The sequence below is a fragment of the Chitinophaga sp. genome, assembly GCF_035538455.1.
Classification (GTDB): domain Bacteria; phylum Bacteroidota; class Bacteroidia; order Chitinophagales; family Chitinophagaceae; genus Chitinophaga.
On sequence record NZ_DATLKJ010000185.1, the window covers coordinates 1 to 5,804 of the forward strand.

The 5,804-nt window shown below is 41.5% G+C and carries 7 protein-coding genes; 1 reads left to right on the top strand and 6 read right to left on the bottom strand.

The annotated features are described in order from the left end of the window. Positions 1-145: 145 nt before the first annotated feature. From VM802_RS22375 to VM802_RS22385, 3 genes are all read right to left on the bottom strand, one after another. Positions 146-532 (bottom strand): hypothetical protein, encoded by a 387-nt coding sequence (locus VM802_RS22375; protein WP_325534764.1) that lies wholly within the window; start codon positions 530-532, stop codon positions 146-148. Between the two features lie 91 nt (positions 533-623). Further along, a complete protein-coding gene (locus tag VM802_RS22380; RefSeq protein WP_325534766.1) occupies positions 624-1,154 on the bottom strand; it encodes a YbhB/YbcL family Raf kinase inhibitor-like protein in 531 nt (176 codons plus the stop codon). A 94-nt stretch (positions 1,155-1,248) separates the two neighbouring features. Next, a complete protein-coding gene (locus tag VM802_RS22385) occupies positions 1,249-2,064 on the bottom strand; it encodes a helix-turn-helix domain-containing protein (RefSeq protein ID WP_325534768.1) in 816 nt (271 codons plus the stop codon). 102 nt (positions 2,065-2,166) lie between these two features. Between VM802_RS22385 and VM802_RS22390 the strand changes: the two genes are divergently transcribed. Beyond that, entirely contained in the window at positions 2,167-2,502 is a 336-nt protein-coding gene (locus VM802_RS22390; protein ID WP_325534770.1) for a DHCW motif cupin fold protein, read from the top strand. Between the two features lie 85 nt (positions 2,503-2,587). On the opposite strand, the gene VM802_RS22395 is transcribed toward VM802_RS22390, so the two are convergent. From VM802_RS22395 to VM802_RS22405, 3 genes are all read right to left on the bottom strand, one after another. After that, on the bottom strand, positions 2,588-3,544 hold the full coding sequence (locus VM802_RS22395; RefSeq protein WP_325534772.1) for an amidohydrolase family protein: 957 nt from the start codon (positions 3,542-3,544) through the stop codon (positions 2,588-2,590). A 67-nt stretch (positions 3,545-3,611) separates the two neighbouring features. Further along, positions 3,612-4,181 (bottom strand): Crp/Fnr family transcriptional regulator, encoded by a 570-nt coding sequence (locus VM802_RS22400; protein WP_325534774.1) that lies wholly within the window; start codon positions 4,179-4,181, stop codon positions 3,612-3,614. Positions 4,182-4,799: 618 nt separating this feature from the next. Then, positions 4,800-5,603: a Fic family protein gene (locus VM802_RS22405; protein WP_325534776.1), complete on the bottom strand. Its 804-nt coding sequence runs from the start codon at positions 5,601-5,603 to the stop codon at positions 4,800-4,802. Between the last annotated feature and the right edge of the window lie 201 nt (positions 5,604-5,804).

The window sequence follows — 5,804 nt, forward strand, 5'->3', positions numbered from 1 at the left end:
TCATCAAAGTAAAGCAGGGGATTTTTAATGATCATGATTGTTATTCCCATAATAGTTAAAGCTAGAGGAATATGAGAATAACCGAAACAAAAGGCATCGCTGACATGATGCCTTAAAATTTTTCCAAGCGCCGGTATTATCATACTTAACTTTTCGCTTCCTCCTTAAATAGCTGTGGATATAAATAATTCAATTGCAACTGGCGATCTACATCCACGGAAACCTGCTCTGGCGCTAGAAATCCTTGTCGGAGTAAAAATATACCCTTGAAAAGATCCGCTGCGTTCCTGACGGTGATGGCATATAAGCAAAACCCAAAGGGAATTCCCTGTCTTTGGGGATAATACCGGTTTTCATGAATGTTGATAACTGGTTCGTCTAACGCCAAATTATAGTCGCTGCAAACAAGCTGTCCATTTTCTAAGTAAAAATGATGTATAAAGCCCTGTGTTTCGTATTCCTTTGTCAGGTAATTCAGCTCATATTCCAGGTCTGTTGTTGAGTTGCAGGCGTTGCTTGATAAAGTGTTCATGGATTTTTGTTTAATAATGAAACAATGCTCATTACAATGAAAGATATGGTATGCCCCAGCAGGTGAAAATGCCGGGGCTATTATGTAAATACTATTGTTTTTGACCGTATACAACCAGCGAAGCCTGGGCCAGCGTGGCAAAGTGCATGTTGAAACCTACATAGGCAGGCGTAGCATTTTTATCCAATTCAAGTTGCTTACTGAGTGCATATACCGTGATCAGATAGCGGTGTGCGGGGCCTTCATTAGGAGCGGCGCCGATGTAACCAGGAGTACCCGTATCTGTATTGCTTTGTATCGCTCCTTCTGGAAGAAGGCTCTTTCCTGGATCGCCAGCCCCGGATACCAACTCATGGATATACTGGGGTATATTGAAAACTACCCAGTGCCAGAAACCGCTGCCTGTGGGCGCATCCAGGTCATAGACTGTTACTGCAAAGCTCTGGGTTTCCTTCGGGGCGTTCTCCCAGTATAATTGCGGAGACTGGTTTTCACCGTTGTAACCCATGCCTCTTGCATACTGCTTATTGGTCAGCTGACCACCAAGCTCATTGCTCTTTAATGTAAATGTTTGTGTAAATGTGCTGCCACCCTGGAGTGTGGCTGTTGTTGGTGTTGCCATTGTCTTTTCATTTTTGTTTGAATGATGATTCAAAGGTAGATGCGAAGACAGGCTGCAAATAATAGACAATCGTTCAGAAAGTATAGCTAAACGTTCAATTTGATAATTGATACTGTTTAGGGGTTATGCCATAGATCTGCTTAAAGGACTGGATAAAACTGGACAGGTTTTCATAACCCAATTCATAATAAATTTCGCTTGCTTTACGGTTATCCTGCCGCAACATCTTAGCAGCTCTTTCCATTCTTTTTTCCAGTAACCATCTGTTGGGGCTATTGCCATAGATGCGGGCAAACCGGCGTTTAAAGGAAGACAGGCTCATGTTGCATAAAAAGGCAAGTTCCTCAACTGTTACGTTACTGTCTATATGCGATGTAATAGCATGGCGGACTATCAGTTCGTCGTTAGCTTCATAGCTCATGTTTCTGATCTGCTCTATTTTTCCCGGATATTGTATTGCGAGATACAGGAACAGTTCTTCCAGCTTAACCTTTTGCAGATCCTGGTATATGGGCTTATCGCTTTTAAGCATGTAGTCAAGGGAATGGGTGAAATTCACCAGGAACTCATCTTTTTCGAGTAGCAGGAATGGGATATTGTCCGGTTGTTTGGTCTGATTGCTGAGTAATGAAGAATGGCGGTCAAAAAAATCAGACAGCAGTTTACTGTCAAAGAGAATAAGGATACTGTGATAATCTGTATTTTCTGCAGCGAGTTTCTCACTCATGAGGCAATTCCCGGCGGTTAACAAAATAAACTGATGTGGCTTTACGGTAATCTGCGAACCTGCAAAATGAACCGTTTTTTCGCCTTCCAGCAGGAAGGTGAACATATTTTGTTGCAGCGTTATTTTTGTTCTGACGGCTGGCTTATTGGTACGATGGCGAAGAATAGAAACCGGTTCGTTCATAAAGAAGTATATACTAAATTATCAGTAGCATGAGTATAAAGTTAGCGCATTCCTGTATATAATTTGGGTGGCCAACCAACCGGACTTTTGTATTTTTATCATATGAAACATCCTTTTCAGTGTATCGACTGGAGTACCATCAACCCCACAACACATGCCGGCGTTACAGGCACTGCATTATGGCAAACGCTTCAATTGCCTGGTTTACGAATACGCATTGTTACCTATTCTCCCGGATACCTCGCTGACCACTGGTGTAAAAAGGGGCATATTGTTCATTGCCTGGAGGGCAGTTTTGTCAGTGAATTGGATAATGGTGAACAGTATGTATTGTACCAGGGTATGACCTATGTGGTTTCTGATGACCTTAGTAATCATCGGTCCAGTACGGAATCAGGGGTTAAGTTGTTGATAATTGACGGCGATTTTCTGCAATAAGCCGGTCATCCTGCATACAAACAAAAAGGCATCGCTCCTGCGATGCCTTTAGGCATTTTCAGTGTACTGATATTCTTGCATCTGATTAATCTTGCAGACCCAGCAATCTTTCCGCGTTTCCGCTTGCGATCTTCGCTACTTCTTCAGTAGGGAGCGGAATGCTTTCTAACAGTTGTTTCCCTGCTTCGTTTGTGCTGAAAGGATAGTCTACAGAGAACATAATATTATCGATACCAAAAGTTCCCAACGCGGTCATTAGCGGAGGTAAAGTAAAAATTCCGCTGGTAGTAATGTGTACCTGATCGCGCAGGGTTTGACTGACTGAACGCTGGTGATACCCTGTACTGGTAACATCGAATTTTTCATCCAGCCGGGACATCATCATAGGTATCATTTCTCCCATATGGCCAATGATGATCTTTAACCGGGGATACCGGTCTAAAGTTCCGGTGATAATCAGACGTAGTACCTGTAAGGCTGTTTCAGCATGCCATCCCCAACCGCCGCAGGCAAGCATCACACCTGTTGATCCCGGCAGATCTTTGTAATAGGATTCAGTCACAGTTTCAGGTGGCAGGCCGGGATGCAGGTAAAGGGGCATTTGTAATTGTTCCGCTTTTTGCAGTAATGGCCTGAACTCCGGGAGGTCCAGGAACTTACCATTTGTAAGCCCGTTGATCAGGGCGCCACAGAAATGATGTTCCTCTTTTGCTCTTTCCAACTCATTGGCCGCTGCCTCCGGAGAAGACATCGGTAGATGTGCAAACGCTTTAAACCGGGTAGGGTGGGTGGCAGTTCTTGCGGCAAGGATGTCATTGTACCTGGTGGCAAATTGCAGGGCTTCCCGGGGCGGTAAGCTTTCTGCGCCTCTGCCCACTACAGATAATACCTGCATATCAATGCCGTTATCGTCCATTGATTTTAGGCGGATGTCACTGATGTCAGCAAGTTTCTCCATTGCCTGCTCAGGCAAAGGCCATTGCTGTATCTCATGTGAAAACTCAGGTAAGGCGATGTGTTCTTCTAATGTTATAATACGCATAGCTGTTTGAATTGTACTGCAAAAGTCCAGCTATGCAATATTTATATTATTGATCCTGATCAAATAATCATGTTCCTGATTTTATTCTGCTGAGTGCCTCCTGGGTAATATTGAGATAGTTTGCTACCAACTTATTAGGTAAGCGGAGCACCATCTCCGGGTTTTCTTTCAGCAGCAATTGATAGCGCTCCCGTGGATTTAGTGTAATAAAATCTTCCAGTCTCCTGGTATTGGTTTTATAGGCATATTCAAGAAAACCGCGATAAAATATTTCCCAACCAGGAACTGTGTTCAGCAGTGAGTAAAAATCTTCGCGGTGAATGTACAGCAATTCCGATTGCTCAATAGCTTGTGTATCTTCTTTAAGCAATGTACCATCGATAAAAGATGTGAGGGAAGTAGAGCAGGAGTTTTCGAAAGCAAACCGGCGTGTAGCCTCTCTTCCGTCGGGTTTTATATAATACACCCGTAAGCATCCTTTGTTTACGAAAAACATACGCCTCGACGGTTCTCCTGTTCTTCCTACCAGCTCATTCTTTTTTGCTTTCAGTAGGTTAAAACAGGAAAGCACTTTCTGCAAGTCGGCTTCACTCAGTTGAACCCTGTCTGTAATAAATTTAGTTAGCTGTTCATGCATACTAATTGGTTATTGGGAGATTCAAATGATTAACAATTTTACAAAGTGAAGTTAATCGAAACCATTAGGGAATGTGGGATTAATCTACTTCGTAAATATTTTGACACTGATATGTAAACAATGAAATACAAGAAAATTCATGGCAGTAACATATCCTAATTTGCATTTTCTACGCTGGCCATTACTATCTGTACAACTTTCCTGGAATTCGTTAGCCTGGCTTTTGTATTAAATAATCATTAAAATAATAAAATCGTGAAACATTATGAATTATTAGGCAAAGTCCTTACTAAAAGTGAATTGAAAAATGTTACCGGAGGTATGAAAAGGTTAGCCTCGATTTGTACATTACCAGGAGGTAATGAAATCTGCAACTACCTATGTATATTCAAAGGAAAGGTAAGAGGTGAATGTATCCAGGACTCATGTGTTTGTTTTGGATAATAATGGAACCTTTAGTTCACCAGGAAATATCGAGATATTTGTTTCCCCAGGGATGTCAACTTATACCACTTTTTAAGACCACAACCCACACTCGCATTGCTGCGAACGGAATTTTAAGTCCCGCGTGTCTACCAGTTCTACCACCAGGATGTGGGAAGCCAGAGAGCTAACTGACTATCTTTGTTTGCCAGAATCCAACAAGCCCTTACTTAGCATCATGGTAAAAGGCAAGGCTGCACTGTAATCCAGTATATCATATTCCAGCTCAAGCAACCTTATATTGTTATAATATTCCTGATGATGTAAGTAATAATATTTTTCAGATTGTATAAACCATGCTTTAGGCCCTAAATGTTGTGCAAGAAACCATTTTTCCAGCAACCTGCCACTTCGGCCATTGCCGTCATTCCAGGGATGTATTTTAACAAAAATAAGATGGATCATGCTGGCGAAATAAAAGGCTTCCTGTATATCCAATTGTTGTTTCAGTAGTATTTCAATATCATTATATAGCTTTTCCATTTCGGTATTCACTATAAATGGGGAAGCAGCTACATACTCAATTCTACCATCATCAGCGGTTACATACATATTCTGATTTCTAAAGCGCCCGTGCCAGTTTTGGGAAACAATATGCTTAGCTAAGATGCTATGTACTTTTGGAATATTTTCCCTGGTAGGTACGTGGTCTTTGGCAAATTGATAGGCAAGATATAAATCATCAATTTTCTTCGTATAGTCTGGCTGGAGTTCAATGCCAAATCTTTTATGTTTTATATAGGAATCTAATTCGATAGGTTCTCCTTCAATTTTACTGGAATAAACAGATGCAACCGATGTATAAAAACTGAAATCCGCATTGGATAATTCGGCGTCTTCCAATGCAGAAAAGGCGGTGGCAAGCGCCTTTGCATCAACTTTATCCCTGAATTGCTGCAATAAGTCGTCGTTTACTATTTGAAGCTGGTAAGTGTCCATGATGCAAAGAATGCATAATAAACCATGAAATGTGCTAGTAGAAATATAAGGAGTCTTCAACGTAAGCCCACGGCTAAATACGTCTTGCAAAATTCAGTGAGATCGTATGACCAAGGTTATTTTCCAAGTTTGTAACGATGAGGAAGGAGTTCTTCTATTCTATTGATAGGGTGATCGGCTATCCTATGTAGTATATCTTTG

Coding starts and splice junctions, on each gene's coding strand:
- VM802_RS22375 (WP_325534764.1), bottom strand. CDS start 532: ATGAACACTTTATCAAGCAACGCCTGCAACTCAACAACAGACCTGGAA.
- VM802_RS22380 (WP_325534766.1), bottom strand. CDS start 1,154: ATGGCAACACCAACAACAGCCACACTCCAGGGTGGCAGCACATTTACA.
- VM802_RS22385 (WP_325534768.1), bottom strand. CDS start 2,064: ATGAACGAACCGGTTTCTATTCTTCGCCATCGTACCAATAAGCCAGCC.
- VM802_RS22390 (WP_325534770.1), top strand. CDS start 2,167: ATGAAACATCCTTTTCAGTGTATCGACTGGAGTACCATCAACCCCACA.
- VM802_RS22395 (WP_325534772.1), bottom strand. CDS start 3,544: ATGCGTATTATAACATTAGAAGAACACATCGCCTTACCTGAGTTTTCA.
- VM802_RS22400 (WP_325534774.1), bottom strand. CDS start 4,181: ATGCATGAACAGCTAACTAAATTTATTACAGACAGGGTTCAACTGAGT.
- VM802_RS22405 (WP_325534776.1), bottom strand. CDS start 5,603: ATGGACACTTACCAGCTTCAAATAGTAAACGACGACTTATTGCAGCAA.